The 25298-nt window shown below is 58.6% G+C and carries 28 protein-coding genes; 12 read left to right on the top strand and 16 right to left on the bottom strand.

What is annotated here, in order from left to right; all coding sequences use genetic code 11:
• Positions 1-111 precede the first annotated feature (111 nt).
• From ACIPY9_RS02685 to ACIPY9_RS02665, 5 genes are all read right to left on the bottom strand, one after another.
• Positions 112-1293, bottom strand: a complete 1182-nt coding sequence (locus ACIPY9_RS02685; RefSeq protein WP_400696789.1) for an ATP-binding protein — start codon at positions 1291-1293, stop codon at positions 112-114.
• Positions 1283-2104 (bottom strand): alpha/beta fold hydrolase, encoded by an 822-nt coding sequence (locus ACIPY9_RS02680; protein WP_400696787.1) that lies wholly within the window; start codon positions 2102-2104, stop codon positions 1283-1285. Before ACIPY9_RS02680 ends, ACIPY9_RS02685 begins: the two co-directional genes overlap by 11 nt.
• Positions 2105-2382: 278 nt before the next feature.
• The gene (locus tag ACIPY9_RS02675) at positions 2383-2820 is read right to left on the bottom strand and encodes a nucleoside deaminase (RefSeq protein ID WP_400696786.1); all 438 of its coding nucleotides are present in this window, start codon (positions 2818-2820) and stop codon (positions 2383-2385) included.
• Positions 2821-2851: 31 nt separating this feature from the next.
• Entirely contained in the window at positions 2852-3352 is a 501-nt protein-coding gene (locus ACIPY9_RS02670) for a hypothetical protein (protein WP_400696784.1), read from the bottom strand.
• A gap of 95 nt (positions 3353-3447) precedes the next feature.
• Positions 3448-3987: a GNAT family N-acetyltransferase gene (locus tag ACIPY9_RS02665; RefSeq protein ID WP_400696783.1), complete on the bottom strand. Its 540-nt coding sequence runs from the start codon at positions 3985-3987 to the stop codon at positions 3448-3450.
• 71 nt (positions 3988-4058) lie between these two features.
• On the opposite strand from ACIPY9_RS02665, the gene ACIPY9_RS02660 reads away from it, so the two are divergent.
• Positions 4059-4466 carry a GNAT family N-acetyltransferase gene (locus tag ACIPY9_RS02660; protein WP_400696781.1) on the top strand — a complete coding sequence of 136 codons (408 nt, stop codon included), beginning with the start codon at positions 4059-4061 and terminating at the stop codon, positions 4464-4466.
• Positions 4467-4533: 67 nt separating this feature from the next.
• Here the strand turns inward: ACIPY9_RS02660 and def are convergent, their stop codons facing one another.
• The 3 genes from def to ACIPY9_RS02645 form a co-directional block, all read right to left on the bottom strand.
• Entirely contained in the window at positions 4534-5073 is a 540-nt protein-coding gene (def, locus tag ACIPY9_RS02655) for a peptide deformylase (RefSeq protein ID WP_400696780.1), read from the bottom strand.
• 46 nt (positions 5074-5119) lie between these two features.
• A complete protein-coding gene (locus ACIPY9_RS02650; RefSeq protein WP_400696778.1) occupies positions 5120-6079 on the bottom strand; it encodes a YihY/virulence factor BrkB family protein in 960 nt (319 codons plus the stop codon).
• A gap of 190 nt (positions 6080-6269) precedes the next feature.
• Positions 6270-6461 carry a CsbD family protein gene (locus ACIPY9_RS02645; RefSeq protein WP_400696776.1) on the bottom strand — a complete coding sequence of 64 codons (192 nt, stop codon included), beginning with the start codon at positions 6459-6461 and terminating at the stop codon, positions 6270-6272.
• 221 nt (positions 6462-6682) lie between these two features.
• Between ACIPY9_RS02645 and ACIPY9_RS02640 the strand changes: the two genes are divergently transcribed.
• Entirely contained in the window at positions 6683-7063 is a 381-nt protein-coding gene (locus tag ACIPY9_RS02640; RefSeq protein ID WP_400696775.1) for a hypothetical protein, read from the top strand.
• 57 nt (positions 7064-7120) lie between these two features.
• On the opposite strand, the gene ACIPY9_RS02635 is transcribed toward ACIPY9_RS02640, so the two are convergent.
• A complete protein-coding gene (locus ACIPY9_RS02635; RefSeq protein WP_400696773.1) occupies positions 7121-7957 on the bottom strand; it encodes a S1 RNA-binding domain-containing protein in 837 nt (278 codons plus the stop codon).
• A 292-nt stretch (positions 7958-8249) separates the two neighbouring features.
• Between ACIPY9_RS02635 and ACIPY9_RS02630 the strand changes: the two genes are divergently transcribed.
• From ACIPY9_RS02630 to ACIPY9_RS02615, 4 genes are all read left to right on the top strand, one after another.
• A complete protein-coding gene (locus ACIPY9_RS02630; RefSeq protein ID WP_400696772.1) occupies positions 8250-8438 on the top strand; it encodes a hypothetical protein in 189 nt (62 codons plus the stop codon).
• Between the two features lie 301 nt (positions 8439-8739).
• Positions 8740-9252, top strand: coding sequence for a hypothetical protein (locus ACIPY9_RS02625; RefSeq protein ID WP_400696770.1), 513 nt, complete (start codon positions 8740-8742; stop codon positions 9250-9252).
• Between the two features lie 145 nt (positions 9253-9397).
• Entirely contained in the window at positions 9398-10126 is a 729-nt protein-coding gene (locus ACIPY9_RS02620; RefSeq protein ID WP_400696769.1) for a TorF family putative porin, read from the top strand.
• A gap of 61 nt (positions 10127-10187) precedes the next feature.
• Complete coding sequence (locus tag ACIPY9_RS02615) at positions 10188-11057, top strand: DUF6279 family lipoprotein (RefSeq protein ID WP_400696768.1); 870 nt, start codon at positions 10188-10190, stop codon at positions 11055-11057.
• A 4-nt stretch (positions 11058-11061) separates the two neighbouring features.
• Here ACIPY9_RS02615 and ACIPY9_RS02610 read toward each other — a convergent pair whose 3' ends face one another.
• The gene (locus ACIPY9_RS02610) at positions 11062-11451 is read right to left on the bottom strand and encodes a transcriptional regulator (protein WP_400696766.1); all 390 of its coding nucleotides are present in this window, start codon (positions 11449-11451) and stop codon (positions 11062-11064) included.
• Between the two features lie 194 nt (positions 11452-11645).
• Entirely contained in the window at positions 11646-12986 is a 1341-nt protein-coding gene (locus ACIPY9_RS02605) for a DEAD/DEAH box helicase (protein WP_400696764.1), read from the bottom strand.
• Between the two features lie 182 nt (positions 12987-13168).
• Between ACIPY9_RS02605 and ACIPY9_RS02600 the strand changes: the two genes are divergently transcribed.
• Complete coding sequence (locus tag ACIPY9_RS02600) at positions 13169-14452, top strand: mechanosensitive ion channel family protein (protein ID WP_400696762.1); 1284 nt, start codon at positions 13169-13171, stop codon at positions 14450-14452.
• A gap of 12 nt (positions 14453-14464) precedes the next feature.
• Here ACIPY9_RS02600 and ACIPY9_RS02595 read toward each other — a convergent pair whose 3' ends face one another.
• The 3 genes from ACIPY9_RS02595 to ACIPY9_RS02585 form a co-directional block, all read right to left on the bottom strand.
• Positions 14465-15331, bottom strand: a complete 867-nt coding sequence (locus ACIPY9_RS02595) for a carboxylate/amino acid/amine transporter (protein ID WP_400696761.1) — start codon at positions 15329-15331, stop codon at positions 14465-14467.
• Between the two features lie 276 nt (positions 15332-15607).
• Positions 15608-16207, bottom strand: a complete 600-nt coding sequence (locus tag ACIPY9_RS02590; protein ID WP_400696759.1) for an FMN-dependent NADH-azoreductase — start codon at positions 16205-16207, stop codon at positions 15608-15610.
• A gap of 139 nt (positions 16208-16346) precedes the next feature.
• Positions 16347-16661, bottom strand: coding sequence for a 3-phosphoglycerate kinase (locus ACIPY9_RS02585; protein WP_400696758.1), 315 nt, complete (start codon positions 16659-16661; stop codon positions 16347-16349).
• Between the two features lie 64 nt (positions 16662-16725).
• On the opposite strand from ACIPY9_RS02585, the gene ACIPY9_RS02580 reads away from it, so the two are divergent.
• From ACIPY9_RS02580 to ACIPY9_RS02565, 4 genes are all read left to right on the top strand, one after another.
• Complete coding sequence (locus ACIPY9_RS02580) at positions 16726-17649, top strand: LysR family transcriptional regulator (protein WP_400696756.1); 924 nt, start codon at positions 16726-16728, stop codon at positions 17647-17649.
• Between the two features lie 14 nt (positions 17650-17663).
• Positions 17664-18452 carry an alpha/beta fold hydrolase gene (locus tag ACIPY9_RS02575; RefSeq protein ID WP_400696755.1) on the top strand — a complete coding sequence of 263 codons (789 nt, stop codon included), beginning with the start codon at positions 17664-17666 and terminating at the stop codon, positions 18450-18452.
• 106 nt (positions 18453-18558) lie between these two features.
• Positions 18559-19128, top strand: a complete 570-nt coding sequence (locus ACIPY9_RS02570) for a peptidylprolyl isomerase (protein ID WP_400696754.1) — start codon at positions 18559-18561, stop codon at positions 19126-19128.
• Positions 19129-19236: 108 nt separating this feature from the next.
• On the top strand, positions 19237-21069 hold the full coding sequence (locus ACIPY9_RS02565) for an ABC transporter ATP-binding protein (RefSeq protein ID WP_400696752.1): 1833 nt from the start codon (positions 19237-19239) through the stop codon (positions 21067-21069).
• A gap of 76 nt (positions 21070-21145) precedes the next feature.
• Here ACIPY9_RS02565 and ACIPY9_RS02560 read toward each other — a convergent pair whose 3' ends face one another.
• Positions 21146-22273: a GNAT family N-acetyltransferase gene (locus tag ACIPY9_RS02560; RefSeq protein ID WP_400696751.1), complete on the bottom strand. Its 1128-nt coding sequence runs from the start codon at positions 22271-22273 to the stop codon at positions 21146-21148.
• 419 nt (positions 22274-22692) lie between these two features.
• Here ACIPY9_RS02560 and ACIPY9_RS02555 point away from each other — a divergent pair, with 419 nt between their 5' ends.
• Entirely contained in the window at positions 22693-23961 is a 1269-nt protein-coding gene (locus ACIPY9_RS02555; RefSeq protein WP_400696749.1) for a putative porin, read from the top strand.
• A 116-nt stretch (positions 23962-24077) separates the two neighbouring features.
• Here the strand turns inward: ACIPY9_RS02555 and ACIPY9_RS02550 are convergent, their stop codons facing one another.
• Positions 24078-25199: a beta-ketoacyl-ACP synthase III gene (locus ACIPY9_RS02550; protein ID WP_400696747.1), complete on the bottom strand. Its 1122-nt coding sequence runs from the start codon at positions 25197-25199 to the stop codon at positions 24078-24080.
• Positions 25200-25298 lie beyond the last annotated feature (99 nt).

The following is a 25298-nucleotide window of genomic DNA, read 5'->3' as shown; positions in this document are numbered from 1 at the left end:
TTATAACGTTTGACTTTGTAACAAGGATGGTCGACCGGGGCGCCCGATCGATTCCAGGCGTTTGAATTCAAAGGCATTTATATGAATGCCCCCGAGCCCATGCCGTCTCGGTCACGGGATCGGCGAGGTTTGCGGAATCGTCGCCGTAAAGGTCGTGCCTTGTTCTGGCGTGGAAACAACGCTTACGTCCCCCAGATGCGCACGCACAATCTCACGGACAATGAACAACCCCAGCCCGACGCTGCGATTGTCGTCGGTGTCGCTGACACCCCGGACAACAGGCTCGAACAGGCTTTCAATCATCTCGGGCGGCACAGGCTCTCCGAAGTTATGCACGGACAGGACAATCCGGTTCGGCTCGATCCTTGAAAGCACACTGATTTCACCGTCTGCCGCCCCGTAGTGGATGGCATTGGCCACCAGATTGCTGATGATCTGCCCCAGTCGATCGGAATCGGCCAGGCAATTACCCTGGCCTTCACAGCGATGCGTGATGAGATGCCCCACGAATGCCTGGCGCAATTCATCGACACAACGATCAATCACGGCATGCAGGTCGATGCTTTGGGGAGACACCGAAATCCCGTGCCCGACCCGTGCGTGGGTGAAATCCAGCAGGTCGACGATCATGCGCTGGGCACGGTCGGTCGCATTGTTGATATGACCCAGCATGCGTTCCTGCCGGGAATCCAGCGCACTGCGCCCCAGCAGGCCCGCGGCCATCTTGATCGCCGCCAATGGATTACGCAGGTCATGGCTGACAATCCCGATCATCTGTTCGGCAAAGATCGCACGAATCTCGGCCTCGACGTGGGCCAGACGCAAGCGGTTGCGAGCCGATGTCAGTTCTGTCTGGACACTCATCTGTTGCAGCAGAAGCTCTTCGGCCAGTTTCTGCGCCGACAGCAGCTCACGCTCGTACTTGTTGCGCTCTTCAGCGACAAACACGGCCAGCTCATGGAAAAAGCCATGGGCGTGCTCACGGCGAACCGCATTCAGCATCATGGGCACGAGACGGCCATCGACATGCCGCAATTCAAGCTTGACCTCCGACACCGATCCTCTCGCCTGCAACAGGGGAGCCCAATGGGTCTGGTGAAAGATCTTGCCGGCCATGTTCAGCAGGTCTTGAAAGCGCGTTCCCGGCAACGCTTCGTGCTCCAGCCCCAGCCACAGGCAGAAGGTGCGGTTGGCCCGCTCGATGGTGCCATCCTCCCGGGTCACCAACAGACCACAGGCCGCGCCATCAAAAAGGTTATCCGCATCTGGCGCACCGTGTGAATCAAGCGACATGGGCGACACACCCGAAAGGTTGCAGGAACTCGCTCATCGCGTTGACACAGTCATTGGGGGCACTCATGTGCGGGTAGTGCCCGACATTTTCGATCATGCGCAAGGTGCTGTCGGCAATGATGCGATTCAGGTAGTGGCCGACCTGGACCGGAACGACCATGTCATCGCTGCATTGCAGAATCAGGGTTTTAGCCGAAAAGTTCGCGACCTCCCGGCGGTGGTCCGACATGAAGGTCACGCGGGCAAACTGCTTGGCAATCTCGGCATTGGTGCGGCAGAAACTGTTGGCCAGTTCCTCACCCAGTTCAGGCCGGTCGGCGGCCCCCATGAGCGTGGGAGCCATGGTGCTGGACCAGCCCAGGTAATTGCTTTCCAGGGTGTGGAGTAACGAATCGATATCCGTCTGGCTGAAGCCGCCAACGTAGTCGTCATCGTTGATGTAACGGGGCGAAGGACCCACCATGACATGCGCAGCAAAGCGGCCGGGCTGCTGAAGCTCGGCCAGCACCGCGATCATGGCGCTGACCGAGTGCCCGATATGGATGACCGGGCCGCTACCGGCGAACTCTTCGACGATCTCCAGCAGATCGTCGGCATAACCACGCAAGGACGCGTATTTATGCGGGATGTAGGCCGAGAGCTCGGATTGTCCACTGCCCACCAGGTCAAACAGCACAACCTTGAAGGAACTGGCGAAGACCGGCGCGATGAAGCGCCACATCTGTTGGTTGCAGCCAAAACCATGAGCAAAAATCAACGTGGCCGGTCCATCGCCCATCACGTTCACATTGTTACGCAGTTGAACCGGCATTGCTGACCCCGTGCGCCATGAAGAGACTGAGCCTAGGCTTTGTACGAAAAGTGCCTGCGCGACGATCATGCTGCGTTGAAAGCAGGCTCGGAATGCTCATTTACACCCCGTAAACTCCGCTTCCTCGCCTGCTTTCGCCTTGCCTGATCGCCGCTCGGCAACTTTTCGTACAAACCCTAGCACCGTTCAGAAAGCACGGTAGCCCGAAAAACCCCAACAGAGGCCATCAATTTAACTCTATCCGGGGCTTTAGGGGAGAGGCCTGTCCGTGACCGGTTTCACTCTCCGATATCTTCATTCCACAGCTCGGGGTGGCTGTCGATGAAACCCTGCATCATGTGCTGGCATGTCGCGTCATGCAGCACGTCGACCTGCACCCCTCGCGAGCGCAGCAGTTCCTCTTCGCCCATGAATGTCCCGTTTTCGCCCACGATGACCTTGCCGATCCCGTAGAGCAGAATCGCACCGCTGCACATCGCACAGGGTGACAAGGTGGTATAGAGCACGGCCTCGCGATAGACGCTGGCGGGCTGGCGGCCGGCATTCTCCAGAGCATCCATTTCGCCATGCTTGATCGCACTGCCCTCCTGCACGCGACGATTGTGTCCACGCCCGATGATCTTGCCGTCATGAACGATGACCGAGCCGATGGGGATACCGCCCTCGGCCAGTCCCTGCCGGGCTTCATCGATGGCGGCCTGCATGAATGGGTCCATGGTGCTGTCCTCGTTTTCGTGGAGATGAGCCTCAGTGGGCGAGCGATGTCTGGGCATTGCCCAGAGCCTGGGCAACAAAGGTTTTCAGGAGCTCGGACGATCGTGCCTTCATTTCTGCGCCGACCTCGTTGTTCCTGGCCCTGAACTTGTTCATCAGCGACGATGAACCACGCCCTTCATTGAGTGACTGCAATTCTTGCGCCGTAAAGGCATGGGCATAGGCCGCCGCCAGGTTGCGGTCCCATTGCACCTGAAAGGCAGGCTGTAGACGCTGCAACTCTTTCTGCACCAGATCCTGAGCCTGTGTCTTGCCGATCGCCTCGACAAGGCTGGCAAAAGTGACGGTCCGGGAAGCGACCTGATACCCGAGCCAGCCCAGACTGTCGCCCAGATGGCGCTCCTGGACGAATGCCAGCGCCGTGTCCTCCACCTCGTCGGCCCGCACATCCTGTGCCAGCTCGAACAACAGGCAACACCCCACCAGCGTCAGGCTTTTCCTGAGCGCCGCGGGCAGCCCCTTGTAGGCCTTCATGATCTCCTCCTGAGAACGAATGCAACCCCATGAACTTACCAGCTGACAGGCGCTTTACCACACATCAGGTCGCATCCCGGCGACATATGCCGTTATCAGGAACATCCGGCCAGCCATTGTTCCAGTTTCATGCGATAAATCCGTACACCCAGGCGGTGGTACTGGCTATGAATGAAGCCACTGAATCCGGCCTTGCGCAGAACATTCACCGAGGCCACGTTCTCGGGCTGAACAATCGCAATGATCGAGGGCAGGCGTAACGTGCCGAACCCGTGCTGCAATATGGCTTGCACGGCTTCGCTGGCCAGTCCCTGCCCCCAGAACGAGGTGCCCAGCCGATAACCGATCTCGACCTCCCTCGCACCGTCCACCCGTTCGGCATTGAGCCCGCAAAAACCGACAAGCCGCGAGGAAGCCTTTTCGATGACGGCCATCGGGCCAAAGCCATCGGTGTCATAGCAATGAATGCTGCCTTGCACGAACTCGCCCGTGGACTGTTCGCTGAGCACGCCCCTGACCGAGTAACGCATGACCTGCTCATCACCGAGGATTGCAGCCAGGGCAGAGGTATCGGCGGCGCTCAGCTCACGGATCAGCAACCGGGCCGTGTGTAACTCAACAGATTTTCGGTTCATGGATAGATTCTGATCACGGTTTACATGCCCTAATCGTATGATTGTCCGCCCCCGAGCATTAGAGCCCGACCATGACTGACATCCGGTTCAGCCTCCTGTCCGATACCTGCCGCCCGTTGCTGGACAAATTCTATCGAGAGCACAGGTCGCCCATGCGCGCGGTCAGCCAGGGGCAACGCTGGGTGGCGAAGCAGTCACAGATCGTCGGCGCGCTTTGCCTGACGCCCGTTGCCCACGGGCATTGGTTGACCGGGTTGTTCGTGGCACCGCCCATGCGAGGCCAGGCCATTGCCCGGCGTCTGATAAGTCATGCCCTGGAGCCCTTGGCCGGACCGGTCTGGCTGTTCTGTCATCCGGACCTGCTGACGTTCTATCAACAGAGCGGATTTGAGCCTGCCACAGACCTGCCCTCCCCGCTGGCCGACAAATTCATGCGCTATAGCCGCAGCAAACCGCTGATTGCGCTTATCAAACTGTAGGAGCGAATAACTACCTGTCAGGCGATACATTTCGGCCTTCGCGAATGAATTCGCTCCTACAGGCAGCTCAGTCGTCGGCGTTGGGGTCCATGTCCGGAAACATGACTTCGATAAAGCCGAACTTGCTGAAATCGGTAATCCGCGACGGGTACAGACGGCCGATCAGGTGATCGCATTCATGCTGCACGACACGCGCATGAAACCCATGGGCGATACGCTGGATCGGCTGGCCGTCCGGGTCGAAGCCTTCGTAGCGAATGCCTTCGTAACGATCGACCATGCCCCGAAGCCCCGGTACTGAAAGGCAGCCTTCCCAGCCGGACTCAAGGGTCGGGGCCAGTGGGGTGATCAGCGGGTTGAGCAGAATGGTCTGCGGCACCGCTTCGGCATGCGGATAACGTTCGCTGCGCTCGAAACCGAAGATCACCAGTTGCAGATCGACACCGATCTGCGGAGCGGCCAGACCGACGCCACCGACACTTTTCATGGTTTCGAACATGTCATCGATGAGTGTCTTGAGTTCGGAACTGCCGAACATCTCACGGGGAACAGGCGGCGCAATACGCAGCAGTCGCTCGTCGCCCATTTTCAGAATGGTGCGGATCATGATGAGGCCGGTCTCTTGAACGAAAAGGCGATTCTGGCACCCTCTCTCAGGGCTCGTCAGCTTTTAATGCATGTACCGAATGGTCGCGCCCCAGCCCCGACACATGCTGCTTGCCCGTTGACTCCACGCCCTGGTCGCCCGGCTCCTTCTCGCCGGCCTCCTTGCCTTCGCGGGACATGTGCTCGATCACGGCATTCATCTCCGCGCCCAGCAACAGGACCGCCGCCGAAATGTAGAAATACAGCAACAGCACAATGATCGCACCGATGCTGCCGTACATGGCGTTGTAGTCGGCGAACGTCTTGACGTAGAAGCCAAAGCCCAGCGAAGCGATGATCCACACCACCACGGCCAGCACAGAACCCGGGGTAATGAAACGAAACTCCTGTTTGACGTCCGGCATGACGTAATAGATCAAGGCCACGGCAACCATCAGCAGGATGATGATCATCGGCCAGCGCAGCACGGTCCAGAGCGTGACGATGAACTCTTCCATCCCGATCTGCGAAGCGAACCAGCTCATGACCTGCGGGCCGACCACCATGAACGCCGCAGCCGCCAGCAGCATGCCGGCAATGCCCACCGTGTAGAGAATCGACAGCGGGAGACGCTTCCAGATCGGCCGCCCCTCAACCACGTCGTAGGCGGCGTTCATGGCGCTCATCATCAGGCGCACACCCGCCGAAGCAGTCCATAACGCGACAACGATACCGATCGACAGCAAGCCGCCCTTGGATTGCTGCAACTGGTCGATCACCGGGTTGACCTGCTCCAGCGCCTGCGGCGGCAGGACCAGCTCCGACTGCAGGCGCAGCCAGGAGAAGAAATCCGGCAGGTGCAGGAAACCGATCAGGGCAATCAGAAACAGCAGAAACGGAAACAGCGAAAACAGCATCTGGTAAGCCAGTGCCGATGCGTAGGTAGACATCTCGTCATCGAGAAACTCGCTGACGGTACGAACCATCACTTTGCCCAGTGGCAACTGACGCATGTGAGGAAAGATCATGGCGTCTCCTTGCGCTAAAAACCCGATTACATGGCATCGCCCGACCGACAAACGTTGCGATTATGCGGTTGCCCATATGCCAGCAGTGCAGGGCCGGCGTCAAATGGACTGGGCGAGTTGTAAAAGGTTTCAGGGCCATGATGGATAAAGGCCATCTCTACGATGACCTTTATCCGCTTTCCCTGACGGACTAAGCCTTGTCCGCACCCTTTTTCAGGGTTTCCTTGGTTTTACCCTTGATCTGCTGGGCCTCGCCCTTGATTTCCTGGGCCTTGCCTTCGGCTTTCAACCGGGTGTTGCCCGTTGCCTTGCCAATGCCTTGTTTGACGTTACCAGCAGCCTCATTGGCCATGCCTTTGACTTTATCGCTAGTACTGCTCATGGAATATCTCCCAGGTCCTCAAGACCGTTCTGGAATCGAATGTCGTAACCTCGACACAAGGATGGACCCGGGGCCGTTGCACAGAGTTTCAATTATTTGCCCGGCGGAGATTTCCGTTCGTCAGCTCATGGACCAGCCTGTCTGCCCGGAGTTTGTGCGAGAATGCGCGTCGCAGTCAGTCTGTGCCCGGCACGCTGATCAAACCGATTCACAGGAACATTATGAAACTCGATAAAAAGCAGGCCATCGCACGCAGGAACCAGGATCTGGGCGGTGCAGTGCTGGGCGTCAACAACACCCATTTCGCCATTCTGGACACCAAACGCAACATCTGGTGGTTCGATCTGCCCGTGACACGCCTGCAAGTGGGCCAGTACGAGTGGCTGCACCTGCTGATGCACACGCCTGCGACCGATGAACTGCTGCACCTGAAGGTGACCACCGCCTTCATGCGTGACCACATCGAAGGTCTGGAAGTGCGCAACGCCGGCAAACGCAAATCCACCGTGAGCCTGGAGCTGAGCGCCGACAAGGACGCGTTCCTCAAGGACATGCGTCCAAAAGGCAGCAACCTGAGCTTTGCGGGTTTTCTACAGAAGTAAGCCATCAGCCGGAGCGACGGGGCAGTGGCTACTCCGTCGCTTCAGCCGGCCTGGCAATCAGGTCAATTCGATACGGTCAGGGTGAATCACGATCTGACCTTGCTTGTACAAGGCCCCGATAGCCTTCTTGAAATTCCCCTTGCTGACCCCGAACAAGCCGCTGATGACCTGCGGGTCGCTCTTGTCGCACACCGGAAGCACACCATTGTTTTCGCGCAGTCTGGCCAGGATCTTGGCGTTAAGGCTGCCCGCCGCCTCGGCACCCACCGGTTGCAGGCTCAGGCTGATGTTGCCATCGGCGCGGATTTCCTTGATGAAACCCTTTTCCTGTTTGCCGGGGCGCAGGAACTTGAACACTTCGTTCTTGTGGATCAGGCCCCAGTGCTTGTTGTTGATGATCGCCTTGAAGCCCATGTCGGTGGCTTCGGCCACCAGCAGGTCGACTTCCTGACCGACGCTGTAATTGGCCGGTGTCTTGTCCAGATAGCGATCCAGGCGCGCCGTGGCGGTGATGCGGCGGGAGTGCTTGTCCAGATAGACATGCACCACGCAATAATCCCCGGCCTGCAAGGTGCGTTTCTCTTCGGAGTACGGCAGCAGCAGATCCTTGGGCAGCCCCCAGTCCAGGAACACACCGATGCTGTTGACCTCGACCACCTTCAGGCTGGCGAACTCACCGACCTGAACCTTGGGTTTTTCAGTGGTGGCGATCAGCTTGTCTTCGCTGTCCAGATAGACGAAAACGTTGATCCAGTCTTCGTCTTCGGTAGGAATATCCTTGGGGATATAACGGTTGGGCAACAGGATTTCGCCGTCCTGAGCACCGTCCAGATACAGACCGAAATTGGTGTGCTTGACCACTTGCAAGCTGTTGTAACGCCCGATTAACGCCATGTGCGGATACCCTCATTAATGGGCGGCATTCTACCCGACTTTCCATCCGGTTTTATGCCGGCTTTCACCTTGCCGCCGAAGCGACGAAGGCCCCGTTCGTCAGTTGTCCGGGCCGTAGCCACGCGGTGATGAAAACGATGACTTCCCATTCAAAACAGTCGGTTACGGCCTGATCGGCAATGGGCAGAACGCTTGAAAACCGAACCGTCATGGACATCTCTGCCCTGTTAACCGGGCAGAGACCCGCCATTTCCTGTACGATGGCTGGCCGTATACAGTTTTATGAAGGTTCATGGCAGTCATGCGTATCAAGGCATCCCACACCAAAGCAAAACCCGCTCCAGCCGTAGAAACGAGCGAGTCGATCAATGCCCAGATCGCGGCATTCCTCAAGTCCGGCGGTGAAATCCAGCAGATCGACAAAGGCGTAAGCGGCCAGTCCTTTACCCCATCCAAGCACATCAACCTCGGCAAGAAGTAATTTCTCCGATTGAGCACCGATCTCTATGCGCCTTGATAAACAGGGCGCCAGGCTCTGTACGAAATGTTTTCGAGCGAAGGTGAGGCAAGGCGAAAACAGGCGAGGAAGCGCAGTTTACTGGTTGTAAATGAGCATTCCGAGCCTGTTTTCAACGCGGCATCACCGAGCGCAGATACATTTCGTACACAGCCTAGAGGTAGCGACTTCTGCTATCACACTGCTACTCTCTCCTCCAGTATCAATCACCACGGGCAGGACAACGCCCTGGCAGCAGGCCCCTTTTGCTTTGCGGAATGCTTGAATGAAGAACTGGATGCTTTTCGGCGCTCTGATGTACTTGGGCGGTTGTGCATCGCAACACTGCGAAAACGGCCCCAATGAAAGCCCCCTCACCGACAGCCCTTGCCGGGCCGGGCACTTGCTGTATCAACACGACATGCTTCAGGCCAAGCTGCTGATCAGCGAAGCCGATCGCGAAAACTATGAACTGGCTGAAGCCATGTTGCGACGCTCCGCCATCGACGACGCTTCCGGCGAAGCCGAGTTCTATCAGGCCGTGCTGCTGATTCGCGAGCAGGCGGATCCCAAGGTCATCATCGATCTGTTGCAGACCGCAGCCAAGTACAGGCACCCTCTGGCCATCGCCCTGCTCTCTCAGCAACTGAGCATCAGCGACCCGGAAAAATCCGAACGCTATCGGGCCGAATATGCCGAGCTGGATGTGGCCAAGAGTGGCTACCCTTCGTTCGAGCAGGCACTGGTCGTCATTCGCGGGCTGATCATTGCGCCCACGCAGACAACCGTCAGCCACTGACATTCCCGCGGGTCGACGAACGGTCTGCTTATTCATTATTTCGCGGGTATGCTTGCGAAGCTCTAGCTCGCGGCTTGTGTCGGGCCTTTCAGCCGTTTTCGATACGCCATTGTGACCACACTCCTCGGGACATAAGGAGTGAGCCATGCTCAGTTTTCGATTACCCACGCTGACACTCAGCGCCCTGTTCATCTGCCAACACGTTTCTGCTCAGGTCATGGAGCGGGATCTGGGCGATTTCGACCTCAAACTGGCCACGACGCCTACGCGCAGCATGGCCCAGGGCCTGGTCACACCCGGCAGCGACTCGGGATCGTTCCACGGCGGCATGGACCTGACTCATGAAAGCGGCTTCTACTTCGGCCAATGGTCGCCGAACATGGGGTTTGCAGAGGACACCAACCTTGAAGTCGACTCCTACATGGGCTTCAAGAAACCTTTCGACAACACCCTGGGTTATGAACTGGGGGTGATTCGCTACAGCTACCCCGACACCAGCCAGATCGACAGCCATGAGTTCTATGCCGGGCTGCGCGTGCGCAACAGCCGGGTCGGAGCCGCCTTCAGCGACGATGTCGGCACTCGCAACAGCACCCTGTTCATCGACCTGGGCGGCATCGAGCAACTGGGGCTGGGTGTGCGCATGCAATACGCCAATCACCAGTTCGACACGCCGCAAACCGGCGGCGACGGTGCCTTGATCAGCGGGTTCAACGATTGGTCACTGAACCTGTCACGCCCTTGGCTGGGCATCGACATGAACCTGATCTACAGCGATTCAAGCCTCAACGGCAGCGATTGCAGCGTCTACAGTGGGCACAACTCTCGCTGCGAAGGCACCTTCACCCTCAAGGCCGTGCGTTCGTTCTTTTAGATAAGTTGAACTGCCAGCCTCTACACTCCTCTACAGTCGGTCAGTGCATCGAGGAGTTGTCATGCATTGCTTCAAAGCCCTCATTACGTTGTTGATGGCCCTGCCGCTGTTGATGTCCTGCAGTCAGGTGGGGCTGGCCTACCGCAATCTGGACGTGATCATTCCCTGGACGCTCGGCGACTACCTGGACATGAACCGGCCACAAAAGAACTGGCTGGACGAACGTCTCAAACAGCATTTGAGCTGGCATTGCAGCACCCAGTTGCCTGATTACCTGAGCTGGCTCGACCGGCTTGAGCAGATGGTGAAAACCGATCAGGTCACTTACGCGGAGCTTGAAGCGCGTACCGAAGAAGCCAAGGACGCCATCGCCAGAATCTCCCGTCAGATAACACCGTCAGCCGTCGAGTTGCTGGCCCGTTTCGATGACAAGCAGGTTCAGGAGATGCAGAACGCCTTCGCCAAGGACCAGCGCAAACAGGAGAAGAAACTCCTCGATGAACCGCTGGACAAGCAGATCGCCGAACGGGCCGAACGCATGGAGCAGCGTCTGACACCCTGGATCGGCAAGCTGAACACCTCTCAGAAGGCTCGGGTACAGGAATGGTCGGTGTCACTGGGCGAGCAGAACCGGGCCTGGATAGACAACCGCACCCGCTGGCAGAACCTGTTCCTGACCACCGTGCAGCAGCGCCAGTCCAGCGACTTCCCGCAACGCATCGCGGCCTTGTTGCAGGATCGGCAAACCTTCTGGACCCCGGAATACCGTCAACGCTACCAAAAGACCGAACAGGCCGCGATCTCGCTCATCGTGGACGTCATCGCCCAAAGCACACCCGAGCAGCGAAAACGCCTGCTGAGCAGGATCGCGGACATGCACGAGGACTTCTCGAACCTGGACTGCCTGAAGGCCTCGCAACAAAAGACATGACGGCTCAGGCCACCTGGGCCTTGGACGCCACCTCATCGAAGGTCGAAGGGTCGAGCGCATCGGCCTGTTCATCCAGCACCTGGCGCGGATGATCATTGCCCGGAATGCTGCTGTCGATCATCGCCAGCAGGCTCGATCCACGGGCCGTCAGGACAAAGTTGGAGCCTGTGCCCCCCTCTTCTTCCGGTCGCGGCTCGATGTAGGCGTGCTTGAGCAGTAGCGCTTCCAGATCGGCGGCCTCGGTCTTCAGGTGATCCAGATCACCCACAGCCTCGCCTTCTGCCGCCTTGGCGACCGCATGATCTTCGGCATACTTGCGCGGGGCAAAGGACTCGCCAGCGCTGTTCTGAACTTCATGGAGCAGACGTTCGATAAGGTCCCAGTTGTAAGCCATTTTGTAAAACCTCCGTCCAGCATGGATGAATGGCCCATGACGTCCCGCCACAGGCTTGCTGTTCAGAGGTTGTGACCTGCCGGGGTGGCAGCCGTTCAGCCTGTGCGCCCGGCGGTAGAGAGAGGGGAGGTAACAAGAGCTTCGCGGATGAATCCGCTCCTACAGGTGGGAGCGGATTCATTTGCGAAAAGGCGTCACTCGGCAACAGGTGGCCGTACTGTGCGCTTTTTCAGCGGCGCCATGCCATCCTGGCTCACCAGCGAATCCGACTTCGGACGGTTGACCGTCTTGCGCTTGGTCGGGCCCTTGGCGGCGACTTTTTTCTTGTCGCCCTTGGTATCGGTCTTTTTCTTCTTGGTGCCCGCAGCCTTGCCGGAAGCCTTGACCTTCTTCGGACCGGCGTAGGTGCCTTTGACTTCCTTGATCGTGCGACGCTCGAAGCTCTGCTTGAGGTAGCGCTCGATGCTGGACATCAGGTTCCAGTCACCGTGGCAGATCAGCGAGATCGCCAGACCTTCGCTGCCCGCACGGCCGGTACGTCCGACACGGTGAACGTAATCGTCGCCGCTGCGTGGCATGTCGAAGTTGACGACCAGATCCAGGCCATCCACATCCAGCCCGCGCGCCGCCACGTCGGTGGCCACCAGCACCTTGGCACCGCCCTGCTTCAGACGCTCGATGGCGGCCTTGCGGTCTTTCTGATCCTTGTCGCCGTGCAGCACGAACGCCTTGTATTCCTGAGCGACCAGACGCCCGTACAGACGGTCGGCCATCGCCTTGGTGTTGGTGAACACAATGGCTTTCTGGTAAGTCTCGTTGGCCAGCAGCCAGTAGAGAATCTGCTCTTTATGGATGTTGTGGTCAGCCGTGATGATCTGCTGACGGGTGCCCGCAGCCAGCTCGCTGACGTTGTTGAGCAGCAGGTGTTGCGGATCTTTCAGCACCTTCTGGATCATGTCACGCAGACCGGCACCGCCGGTGGTGGCCGAGAACAGCATGGTCTGCTGACGCGCCGCACACTCGCCCGCCAGACGCTCGACGTCTTCGGAGAAACCCATGTCCAGCATGCGATCGGCTTCGTCGAGCACCAGCACTTCCACCAGCTTGAGGTCCAGGTTACCGGCGTTGAGGTGTTCCAGCAGACGGCCCGGCGTACCGATCAGGATATCCGGCACCTTGCGCAGCATCGCAGCCTGGACCTTGAAGTCCTCGCCGCCGGTAATCAGGCCAGCCTTGATGAAAGTGAACTGCGAGAAACGCTCGACTTCCTTGAGGGTCTGCTGCGCCAGTTCGCGAGTCGGCAGCAGGATCACGGCACGAATATCGACACGCACCTTGGCCGGGCCGATCAGGCGATTGAGAATCGGTAATACAAAAGCGGCAGTCTTGCCGCTACCGGTCTGTGCCGTCACCCGCAGGTCACGCCCTTGCAATGCCAGCGGAATAGCGGCGGCCTGCACAGGCGTAGGCTCGACAAATTTAAGCTCGGCCACGGCTTTAAGCAGGCGTTCGTGCAGGGCGAATTCGGAAAACACGGGGTACTACCTCGACGAAATACAAAAATACAGCTGCATAGCGTAACGGTTTCGAGCGCCGGGGCCGAGTTTCTTTACCACTATGGGCCGATTTTGTTGCTTGATTTGACCAGGGCTGCCCTGCAGGCAGCAGGAATGCTCTAATCGCGGCCCCCATTTTCTTTACGGGATTGTTCTGTTTTATGGCTATTCAATCGTTCTGGCTGCGTGTTCAGGAACTCTGGAACATGCTCGATCAGCATCCCTGGATCCACACCGGCCTGGCCCTGATCGTATTGCTGACCTCCGCCTGGCTGCTGGGCCGACTGGCCCGCTTCCTGATTCTGCACGGCATGAGAATCCTCGGTCGCCAGCCGGCCCTGCACTGGTTCAATGATCTGCGCCACAACAGGGTTTTTCATCGACTGGCGCAAATAATGCCCTCGCTGGTGATCCAGTTCGGCCTGAACCTGGTGCCGGGGTTGAGTGCCACGGGCAAGACCGTCATCGGCAACATGGCCCTGGCCGTCACCATACTGTTCATGACCCTGGCCGTATCGGCCCTGCTCAATGCCCTGCTGGATATCTACGCCCGCACCGAACATGCCCGCACCCGCTCGATCAAGGGGTACGTGCAACTGGCCAAGATGATTCTGTATATCTTCGCCGCGATCATCATCGTCGCCACCCTCATCGACCGCTCACCGCTGCTACTGCTTTCGGGTCTGGGTGCGATGTCGGCGGTGATCCTGCTGGTCTACAAGGACACCCTCCTGTCGTTCGTCGCCAGCGTGCAACTGACCAGCAACGACATGCTGCGCGTCGGCGACTGGATCGAGATGCCCCAGGTCGGGGCTGACGGGGATGTGGTGGACATCACTCTGCATACGGTCAAGGTGCAGAACTTCGACAAGACCATCGTCTCCATCCCCACCTGGCGGCTGATGTCCGAATCGTTCCGCAACTGGCGCGGCATGCAGCAATCGGGCGGACGGCGGATCAAGCGCAGCCTGTTCATCGACGCCAGCGGCGTGCGTTTCGTGCGTGACGACGAGGAGCATCGACTGGCCCAGGTTCGCCTGCTGACCGACTACATGGGCCGCAAGCAGGCCGAGCTGCTGGCCTGGAACAAGGCTCAGGGCAATGTCGCCGAACTCTCGGCCAACCGCAGGCGCATGACCAACATCGGCACCTTCCGCGCCTACGCATTGGCGTACCTGAAGAGCCATCCCGACATTCACCCGGACATGACCTGCATGGTCCGCCAGATGGAAGCCACCGCCCAGGGCATTCCGCTGGAAATCTACTGCTTTACCCGCACCACCGTCTGGGCCGAGTACGAGCGGATTCAGGGGGATGTGTTCGATTACCTGCTGGCGGTGCTGCCGGAGTTTGGGTTGGGCCTGTATCAACAGCCGAGTGGAACGGACATGCGCACAGGGCTGGCGGCCAGTGTGGCCAACAAGTCTGTGCGAACGCCTGCGTGACTGGCTGCAGATTTATGACCGGGCCAATGCCGGTCTGATGCCCATACGGCTAATCCACAGCGACACCAGAATCAGCGAGCCGCCAATGAACAGGCGGCTTAGCGACTCATGCTGATTCCAGATCAACAGATTGACCAGCAGCCCGACGGGCACATGCAAGACGTTGAATACCGCCAGGGTCGAGCCGGATACAAGGCATGCGCCCTTGTTCCACCAATACATCCCCAATGCCGTCGAACACAGGCCCAGAAACAGCAGCACGCTCCATTGCTGGGTGTCGCTCGGGACATTCTGCGGGTTGCCGAACATCAAGAAAGCGGGCAAGACCACCGCCAGTGCGCCGAGGTAGAAGTAGCCGAAGCGCCGGTAATGCGGCAGGTCGCTGGGGTGGCGTGCCACCAGGTGTTTGTACAGCACTTGCCCGGCGGCGTAGGTGAAGTTGGCCAGTTGCAGCAGCAGGAAACCGCCGAGGAAATCGCCGTCCAGTCCGTCGTAGCGGATCACGCCCGCGCCCAGGACCGCGACCGCCGCTGCCAGCAAGGCCCATGGGTTGAAGCGCCGGTTGAGGGCATCTTCGATCAGGGTCACGTGCAACGGGGTGAGGATGGTGAACAACAGCACTTCCGGCACCGTCAGCACGCGGAAGCTCAGGTACAGGCAGACGTAGGTGATGCCGAATTGAAGTGCGCCAATCAGCAGCATGCCGCGCATGAAACGCGGTTCGACCTGACGCCAGCGTGTCAGCGGGATGAACACCAGCCCGGCCAGCACCACGCGAATCAACACCGCCAGATAGCTGTCGACATGGCCTGCCAGATAGACACCGATCAGGCTGAAGGAAAACGCCTGGATCAGCGTCACGATAAGTAGATAGCCCATGAGCGCCCCTTTTTTGAAGGTCGCGAACATAGCGGGTTGGTGGTTTGGGTGTCTAGCAGCAATCTGTGGGTCAATCATCCTATGGGACCGGATTTATCCGGGAAGAGGCCCGCACATTCACAACATCTTCGTCGGTAGAAAGAATGCCTTCCCGGATAAATCCGGTCCCACAACGTCAATTCAAAGCACAAGAAAAAGCCCGATCCCCTCACGACAAGAGGAATCGGGCCATGCACCCAGGAGCGGGAGGTGCCAAGGGGATATCTACAAGGGGAATCAGGCGACCTGAGCCAGTCTGGCGATGGCCTGGTTCATGCCTTTTTCACTGAAGTCGCTGCCCATGTTCAGGCCTTCAGCGTGAATGAAGCTGACATCGTGAATACCGACAAAGCCCAGCACCTGACGCAGATAGGGTTCCTGATGATCCAGGCTGCTGCCGGCATAGATGCCGCCACGGGCGGTCAGCACAAAGGCACGCTTGTTGAGCAGCAGACCTTGAGGGCCGGTTTCACCGTACTTGAAGGTCACACCGGCACGCAGCACGTGGTCGAACCATGCCTTGAGGGTGCTGGGGATCGCGAAGTTGTACATCGGTGCGGCGAGGACCAGAACGTCGGCGGCCACCAACTCATCGGTCAACAGATTTGAGCGTTCCAGCGCGGCCTGTTCAATGGCGTTGCGCTGTTCGGCAGGTTTCATCCAGCCACCCAGCAGGGTCGAATCCAGATGCGGTACAGGGTCGGTGCCCAGGTCACGAACGGTGATTTCGTCACCGGGGTGCGATGTCTTCCACTGACTGATGAACTGTTGAGTCAGTTGACGTGAAACCGAATCCTGCTGACGAGCGCTGCTTTCGATAATCAGTACGCGGGACATGACCTGTGATCTCCATCCAAGAATGACTTGAGCCGATGGAGCACAGGCTAAACATGAACCTATCGATAAAAAAGCGCAAAAAATGGCTTATATACATCTAATAATTTGTTTTATCGGGCAAGAGGCTCTACGCTCAGGCCTATGAAGGCTCGCAACTGAGCGTAATGCGCAGCTTGATGATGCTCCGGTTGAACTTGGAGGAAACATCGACGCTTTTACCGGCCGCGACCTGGACACGACGGGTCCGTGGCGCTTCGGGGCCATTGCGAAACACCACGGAACACTTGGCATCGACACGGCCATAGTTGTTCACGGTGATCGAACCGGTGTCGTGGTAAGTGTCGTGGCTGTTGTAATCGATCTGCACACCCTCGTAGTGCTTTTCCACCTCGATGGGATAGGCCAGGGCGCTCACGGGCAACATGGCCAGCAACACACAGCACAATCTGTTCATCCGACAGTCTCCAGAGAAAGGACTGTCAGAGTAGGACAATCGAGATGAAAAGAGGAATAACCGAATGAAAGCCCCCCGCGTGACGCTCGACCAATGGCGCACCTTGCAGGCCGTTGTCGATCACGGTGGTTTTGCTCAGGCCGCCGAGGCCCTGCACCGTTCGCAGTCTTCGGTGAGTTACACCGTGGCGCGAATGCAGGATCAGCTCGGCGTACCGCTGTTGCGGATCGACGGGCGCAAGGCTGTACTGACCGAGGCAGGCAGTGTTTTGTTGCGCCGCTCACGGCAACTGGTCAAGCAGGCCAGCCAGCTGGAAGACCTGGCGCATCACATGGAGCAAGGCTGGGAGGCCGAGGTACGTCTGGTGGTCGACGCGGCCTACCCCACAGCCCGTCTGGTCCGGGCCCTGGCGGCCTTCATGCCGCAAAGCCGTGGCTGCCGGGTGCGGTTGCGGGAAGAGGTATTGTCCGGTGTCGAAGAGGTGCTGCTCGAAGGTGTGGCCGACCTTGCCATCAGCGGCTTCAACATTCCCGGCTACCTGGGCACGGAAATGAGCACCGTGGAGTTCATCGCCGTGGCTCACCCCGAGCATCCTTTGCACCAGGCCAACCGCGAGCTGACCTTTCAGGACCTGGAAAGCCAGTTGCAAGTGGTGATTCGCGACTCCGGCAGGCAGCAGCCGCGGGATGTGGGCTGGCTCGGCGCGGAGCAGCGCTGGACTGTCGGCAGCCTTGGCACCGCGACCACTTTTGTCAGCAGTGGTCTGGGCTTCGCGTGGCTGCCCCGGCACATCATCGAACGTGAACTCAGAGAAGGCGTGCTCAAGATTCTGCCGCTGGACAAGGGTGGCAGTCGCAATCCGTCGTTCTATCTTTACTCCAGCAAAGACAAACCGCTCGGGCCGGCGACCCAGATCCTGATCGAACTGATCCGCACGTTCGATACGGCTCCGCTGACAGCCGCCTTCGCAGCGCCTCAACAAGCCTGACGGAGAAAACCTTCATGCCTTTTTTCGAGCATGACGACTGTTCGCTGCACTATGAGGAATACGGTCAGGGCGAACCGGTATTGCTGCTGCATGGCCTGGGTTCCAGTTGCCTGGACTGGGAATACCAGATCCCGATACTGGCCGAACGGTATCGGGTCATCGTCATGGATGCCCGTGGGCATGGCCGCTCGGACAAGCCCCGTGAACGCTACAGCATCAAGGGGTTCAGCGCCGATGTCGAAGCCCTGATCGAGCATCTGCACCTGGGGCCGGTGCATGTGGTCGGGCTGTCCATGGGCGGCATGATCGGCTTTCAACTGGCAGTCGATCAGCCTCATCTGCTCAAGAGCCTGTGTGTCGTCAACAGTGCGCCTGAGGTCAAGGTCAGAAGCCTCGGGGATGCCATGCAATTACTCCGGCGCTGGACCCTGTCGCGGCTGGTGAGCATGGAAACCCTGGGCAAGGCGCTGGGCAAACTGCTCCTCCCCAAACCGGAACAGGCCGAGCTGCGCCAGAGAATAGCAGACCGCTGGAGCCGCAACGACAAGCGGGCCTATCTGGCCAGTTTCGATGCGATTGTCGGCTGGGGCGTTCAGGAAAAGCTGTCGCGCATCACCTGCCCGACCCTGATCATCAGCGCCGACCACGACTACACGCCGGTCTCCCTCAAGGAGGCTTACGTCAAACGGCTCCCCAATGCCCGGCTGGTGGTCATCAAGGACTCACGCCACGCCACACCACTGGATCAACCCGAGACATTCAATCGGACCGTACTGGAATTCATGGCCTCGAGCGGGGTCTGAAAACCGCAGGCTGTTCACATTCGGTTTCAAGCCATGATCACGCTGGGCAAAAAAAGCCAAACGTGGTTACCTTGCCAGCCATCACCCTTGAAGGACTCTCTGCCCCATGCTGAAAAAAATCGCCCTCGCCGCCTGCTCCGTGCTGTTCGCCGCCAATCTGATGGCTGCCCAGCCTCCCGCCAAGGCCACTCATGTGCTGCTCAACACCAGCTTCGGCGAGATTGAAATCGAGCTAGCGGACGACAAGGCTCCGATCAGCACCCAGAACTTTCTGGGCTATGTCGACAGCGGTTTCTACAACAACACCATTTTTCACCGCGTGATTCCGGGCTTCATGGTTCAGGGCGGTGGCTTCACCCAGTACCTGGTGCAGAAAAACACCAAGGACCCGATCAAGAACGAAGCCCAGAACGGCCTGCACAACGTGCGCGGCACCATCGCCATGGCCCGGACGTCCAGTGTGAACTCGGCCACCAGCCAGTTCTTCATCAACACCAATGACAATGCCATGCTCGACAACGGCGTCCGTGACTACGGTTACGCGGTGTTCGGCAAGGTGGTCAAGGGGATGGACGTGGTGGACCAGATCGTCAATGCGCAGACCACGACCCAGAAAGGCATGCAGAACGTGCCTGTCGACCCGATCCTGATCAAGTCGGCCAAGCGCGTCGAGTAACGGGAACCCAGGCGTATGCAGCCCTGTATTCAGGCAGGGCTCATACGTTCTGTACGGGAGCGCTTCCAATCATCGAGGAGAACCCACCTCGCGTGGGTGTCATAGCCAATGCTTTATCGTCGTTTTGAAAAGCTGATCGATACCTTCCGAGACGCCCCCACCGCCTCCCCGCCCAATACCGTCCTGGCGTTCTACATCTACTACCTGCGTCAGGTATGGCCCGTTTTCACTGCACTGCTGGTGATCGGATTAATTGGTGCACTGATCGAAGTCGCCCTGTTCAGTTACCTGAGCCGTATCATCGACCTGGCACAGAACACTCCCGCCAAGGACTTCTTCACGGTCCATGGCAGCGAGCTGGTCTGGATGGTGATCGTGACCCTGCTGCTGCGCCCGGTGTTCGTCGGCCTGCATGATCTGCTGGTGCATCAGACCATCAGCCCCGGCATGACCAACATGATCCGCTGGCAGAACCACAGTTACGTGCTCAAGCAGAGCCTCAATTTCTTCCAGAACGATTTCGCCGGACGCATCGCCCAGCGCATCATGCAGACCGGCAACTCCCTGCGTGACTCGGCCGTGCAGGCCGTGGATGCCCTGTGGCATGTGCTGATCTACGCCATCAGTTCGCTGGTGCTGTTCGCCGAAGCGGACTGGCGCCTGATGATTCCACTGGTGCTCTGGATCGCGGCGTACATCCTGTCTCTGATGTACTTCGTGCCCAGGGTCAAGGAGCGCTCGGTGATTTCCTCCGATGCACGTTCCAAACTCATGGGACGCATCGTCGATGGCTACACCAACATCACCACCCTCAAGCTGTTCGCCCACACCAACTTCGAGCAACAGTACGCCCGCGAAGCCATCAGTGAGCACACCCACAAGACCCAGATGGCCGCCCGGATGGTCACTGCCATGGACACGGTCATCACGTCCATGAACGGCCTGCTGATCGTGTCCACCACCGGTCTGGCCCTGTGGCTCTGGAGCCAGTCGCTGATCTCGGTGGGTGCCATCGCCCTGGCGACTGGCCTGGTGATCCGTATCGTCAACATGTCCGGCTGGATCATGTGGGTGGTCAACGGCATTTTCGAGAACATCGGCACCGTGCAGGACGGCCTGGAAAGCATTTCGCAACCCGTGACAGTCACCGACAAGCCGGATGCACAGCCGCTGAGAATCGGCCAGGGCGGGGTGAAATTCGACGGTGTCGATTTCCACTACGGCAATGGCAACGGCATCATTCACAACCTCAATCTGGATATCCGGCCGGGCGAGAAAATCGGCCTGATCGGCCCTTCCGGTGCGGGCAAGTCGACTCTGGTCAACCTGCTGCTACGCATGTACGACGTACAGGGCGGGAAGATTCTGATCGATGATCAGGACATCTCCGAAGTCACTCAGGAAAGCCTACGGGCGCAGATCGGCATGATCACTCAGGACACGTCGTTGCTGCACCGCTCGATCCGCGACAATCTGCTGTACGGCAACCCTGGCGCAACGGATGAACAGCTCTGGGAAGCTGTGCGCAAGGCCCGCGCCGATGAGTTCATTCCCCTGCTGTCCGACGCCGAAGGCCGTACCGGTTTCGAGGCCCATGTAGGGGAGCGCGGCGTCAAGCTGTCCGGTGGACAGCGCCAGCGTATCGCGATTACCCGAGTCCTGCTCAAGGACGCGCCGATTCTGATCATGGACGAAGCCACTTCGGCCCTGGACTCGGAGGTCGAGGCCGCGATTCAGGAAAGTCTGGAAACCCTGATGCAGGGCAAGACCGTCATCGCCATCGCCCACCGCCTCTCCACCATTGCCCGGATGGACCGTCTGGTGGTACTGGAAAAAGGCCAGATCGCGGAAACCGGCACCCACGCCGAACTACTGGCCCATGGCGGTCTGTATGCACGGCTATGGCAGCACCAGACCGGCGGGTTCGTTGGCGTGGACTAACCCGTAGGAGCGAATTCATTCGCGAAGGCAGCATTCCAGGCAATGCATGCCGACTTGTTCGCGGATGAATCCGCTCCTACGGGGTGGTGTTGCGGTAGGGCAAGGCGCTGCGGGCATCTTCGGCATACGCCAGAATGCCCGTTCGTTCCTGATCGAGAAAATCACTCACGGCATCCTTCAATCCCGGATGCAGCAAGTAGTGCCATGAACGGGTGACCTGTGGCTCGAAACCACGAATCAGCTTGTGCTCGCCCTGGGCGCCCGCATCGAAACGTTGCAGCCCTTTTTCGATGGCGTAATCCATGCCCTGATAGAAACAGGTCTCGAAGTGCAGGCGGTCGAACTCGGCCAGGCAGCCCCAGTAACGGCCATAGAAACTGTCGCCTCCCGTCAGGCTGAATGCCATGGCCACCGGACGATGGCCCTGGCGCGCCAGCACTACACGGATCGCTTCGGGCATGCGTTCGGCCAACAGGCTGAAGAATTCACGCGTCAGGTAAGGTGCCTGCCCACGCACCTCATAGGTATTGGAATAGCAGGCGTAAACGAAGTCCCACAGCACTTCGCTCATCTGCCGGCCTTCAAGCCACTCGAACTCGATCCCCTGCCCCGCGACCTGCTCACGCTCCTTGCGCATCTGCTTGCGTTTGCGCGAACTCAAGGCGTCGAGAAAATCCTGAAAATCCCGATAGCCGCGATTGTGCCAATGGAACTGGCAGCCATAGCGCTGCAACCAGCCCGGCTGCCCGGCCAGCAAGGCATCGGCTGCCGGATCAGTGAAGTTCACATGTGCACTGGACAAGCCTTCGCCTTGTAAATATTCAGGTAAGCCAGCCAGCAATTGCATGCCGGCCTCTGGCGTTTTCGCCAGAACACGCGCACCGCTGACCGGGCTGAAAGGCACTGCCACCAAAAGCTTGGGGTAGTAGGCGATACCGGCTCGACGGCAGGCGTCGGCCCAGCCGTGATCGAACACGTATTCGCCATAGGAATGCCATTTACGGTAGGCGGGCAATGCCGCCTGCAGCTCTCCGCCTTCGTAATTCAGCAGGTGCCCGGCCTGCCAGCCGGAACGCGGACCAAGACTGCCACTGTCTTCCAGTGCACTGAGAAAGGCGTGACGAACGAAAGGCTGCCCATCGGGAATCAAAGCATCCCACTGCGCGGGCAAAACATCGCTCAGGCTGGCGATCATGACGGACATGCGGGCTTTTCCAGAGAAATCGGAAGACGCAGCAGTATTACTCATCGCCGCCCAATGTTCACGGCCTGTTAGAGCGGGAGGCTCTAGACCGCGCCTTACAGGAAAAGTTGCATTGTCATCGACACGCCATCGTATTGCCACCTTTCTGAAATAACCAGCCGTAATACTGGCGCCTGTTTTTAGAACAGGGGGTGCTAGGTTCTGTACGAAAAGTCGGCGAACGAAGGCCAGGCAAGGCAAAAAACGGCGAAGAAGCGGAGTTGACGGGTTGTCAATGAGCATTCTGAGCCGGTTTTTAACGCCGCATGACCGAGTGCAGCCACTTTGCGTGCACAACCTGAAGCCCTCACCGCGCCCTGCCTGTGGGGTCGTATTCAAGGATGACGTCCGTCATCCGCTATTCAGTTATGGAGATTGACATGCGTCTTGTTTCTACACGTACTGCAGCCGCCCTTTCCGGCAGCCTGGCACTGGCCTTGAGTGTTTCCGCCAATGCCGCAGTCGACGCTAAACTGCTGGACATGCTCCGGGCCAATGGCTCGATCAACCAGGCTCAATACGCTGAGTTGCAGACCGAACTGGCAAAAGACCAGCAGGCTCAGAAACAAGCCCTGGCCGACATCCAGCAAAGCAAATCGGCTTCACAGGCCGAGTTCGAGAAAAAGATCGCCTGGGCCACCAAGACCCAGTTCAAGGGTGACGTGCGCGTCCGTCAGGAAACCGTCAACATCGACGGCCAGACCAACGCTCAGGACAAGGACCGCCAGCGTATCCGTGCCCGCCTGGGTGCCTACACTGAAATCAACCCGCAAGTAAGCACGGGCATCCGTATCGCCAGCGGCGGTACCACCGGTGATGCACGCTCCACCAACGTGGATCTGGACGGCTACTTCGCCAAGAAAGACCTGTGGCTGGACCTGGGCTACATCGACTACGCGCCAACCGCCGTCAAGAACCTGCACATCATCGGCGGCAAGATGCTGCAGCCATGGGTCAGCATGGGCGACGTCATCTGGGACGGCGATATCAACCCGGAAGGTCTGGCAGCCACCTACAGCCTTCCGCTGGGCGGCAAGACCGAGCTGTTCGGTAGCCTCGGTAACTACACGCTCAAGGACAACATCGACGGCGACGGTACCCAGTTCCGTCATGACCTGAGCATGTACGCTGGCCAGTTGGGCGCACGCTTCGCACCGACCGAAGACCTGAAAGTCACTCTCGGCGGTAGTATCTACGGCTTCCGTAACGACAAGGACAGTGCTGCCCTGCGCGTCAACGGCAACACCACCGACCAGTTCCGTCTGTATGAAGGTTTCGGCCAGGTGGATATCGGCGGTCTGGGCCTGCCTCTGGCCCTGTACGGTCAGTACATCGTCAACAATGACAGCACTGACGACCAGGACACTGCCTGGCTGACCGGTGTGAAAACCAAGGTGTTCGGCTTCAACCTGGACTACAACTACCGCGACACTCAGCGTAACGCTGTCGTGGGTGCCTTCACCGACTCGGACTTCGCCAACGGCACCACCGGTTCGCGCGGTCACAAGCTCAAAGTTGGTTACGAAATCGACAAGAACTTTTCTGTCGGCGCCACTTACTTCCTGACCAAAGCCGACTACGCTACTTCCACCAGCCCGCTTGATGCAGACGTGAAAACCCTGCAACTGGACATGGAAGCCAAGTTCTAAGCTACTCGCTATACGCTCTCGTTTTTTACAGGCTGTCATTGGCATACCGATCCCCATCATCCTCGGAATGCCAATGTTCAGCCTGTATTTCTTTTTCTACCCCGATACCGCCGTGATCAGCGCTTGCGCAGAATCACGCTACCGATCGAATACCCCGCCCCGAACGAACTGAGCACACCCAGCGCGCCCTTGGGCAAATCGTCCTGATAGGTGTGAAAGGCAATCACCGAACCGGCCGAACTGGTATTGGCGTAGGTGTCGAGAATCACCGGAGCCTCTTCGACCGTGGCTTCACGCCCCAGCAGTTTCCTGACGATCAAATGGTTCATGCTCAGGTTGGCCTGATGCAGCCAGAAGCGCTGTACATCGCTGGCATTCAACCCGTTTTCATACAAGTGGTTGCCCACCAGCTCTGCCACCATCGGGCAGACATCGCGGAATACCTTGCGGCCTTCCTGAACGAACAGCTTGTCCGGCGCGCCCTCGCCCACATCCGAGGTGCGGTTGAGAAAACCGAAGTTGTTACGGATGTTGTTGGAGAAGGAGGTCAACAATCGGGTGCTGACGATATCGAACTGATACGGGGAAGTGGCCAGATCGGCACGCTCCACCACCACGGCCGTGGCGCCATCACCGAAGATGAAATGGCTGTCGCGATCACGGAAATTCAAATGGGCGGTGCAGATTTCCGGGCTGATGACCAGCAATGCACGGGCCTGTCCCAACTGCACACTGTTGCAGGCCGCCTGAATACCGAAGGTGGCCGACGAGCACGCGACGTTCATGTCGAAGCCATAACCCTGGATACCGAGCGCCGACTGGATTTCAATGGAGATCGCCGGGTAGGCACGCTGCAGGTTGGAGCAGGCGACAATGACGCCATCGATATCGGCAGCCGTCTTGCCTGCGCGCTGCAAGGCCTGTTCGGCAGCTGCGACACCCATCTGGCACAGAATCGACCACTCATCGTTGGAGCGTTCCGGCAGGTTCGGCTTCATGCGCTGCGGATCGAGAATGCCCTCCTTGTCCATCACGAAACGGCTTTTGATACCTGAGGCCTTTTCAATGAATGCTGCGCTGGATTCACTCAACGCTTGTACTTCACCACGCTCGATGGCGGCAGCGTTCTCGCCATTGAACCGGGCGACATAGGTATTGAAAGACTGCACCAGCTCTTCGTTTGAGATGCTGTTGGCCGGGGTGTACAGGCCTGTGCCGCTGATGACGACGTTATGCACGGTCGTTCCTCTCTTATTGAACGTTGCTGGTAGTGATCTGCTCAAGCAAGGTACGTGGCGACCCACACGTTATTGGAACCAACGTACCAAAAAGCATGT

This window comes from Pseudomonas sp. NPDC089734 (assembly GCF_044748865.1).
Classification (GTDB): domain Bacteria; phylum Pseudomonadota; class Gammaproteobacteria; order Pseudomonadales; family Pseudomonadaceae; genus Aquipseudomonas.
This window is presented reverse-complemented; position numbering and strand designations above follow the sequence as displayed.